The 420-nt window shown below is 69.0% G+C and carries 2 protein-coding genes; one reads left to right on the forward strand and one right to left on the reverse strand.

From position 1 onward, the window contains the following. On the forward strand, nt 1-307 hold a 307-nt coding region (locus tag MUU46_RS00060), incomplete at its 5' end, for a GNAT family N-acetyltransferase (protein ID WP_258964438.1). Here the strand turns inward: MUU46_RS00060 and MUU46_RS00065 are convergent. Beyond that, on the reverse strand, nt 304-417 hold the full coding sequence (locus MUU46_RS00065) for a helix-turn-helix domain-containing protein (protein WP_374684977.1): 114 nt from the start codon (nt 415-417) through the stop codon (nt 304-306). The genes MUU46_RS00060 and MUU46_RS00065 overlap by 4 nt on opposite strands. Nucleotides 418-420: the final 3 nt, after the last annotated feature.

Genomic DNA, 420 nt, shown 5'->3' on the forward strand with positions numbered 1-420 from the left:
TCATTATCTGGATGCCTCGGAAACCTGGCTGGCGCTGGACGGCGATACGCCGCTGGGCTTCATCGGCCTGCTCGATGCCTTCATCGGCGGCCTGTTCGTCGCCCCGACGGCCCACGGGCGCGGGATCGGCCGGCAACTGGTGGAGCACGCGGCAACCCTGAAGGGCGCGCTGGAGGTCGAGGTCTACGCCGCCAACCGCGAGGCGCTGGGGTTCTACGCGCGCTGCGGCTTCGTCGAGAGCGGCCGACGCCCGCGCGACGACGAGGGGCGCGCGCTGGAGATCGTCCAGTTGCGCCGCGAACACTAGTCGCCCTTACGGAAAACGCTCGGCGAGACGCCGCTCAGGCGCTTGAAGAAACGGGTGAAGTAGGCCGGCTCGCTGAAGCCGAGGCGGTCGGCGATCTCGTTCACCGTCATCGC

It is taken from the genome of Scandinavium tedordense, assembly GCF_024764965.1.
Lineage (GTDB): Bacteria > Pseudomonadota > Gammaproteobacteria > Enterobacterales > Enterobacteriaceae > Scandinavium > Scandinavium tedordense.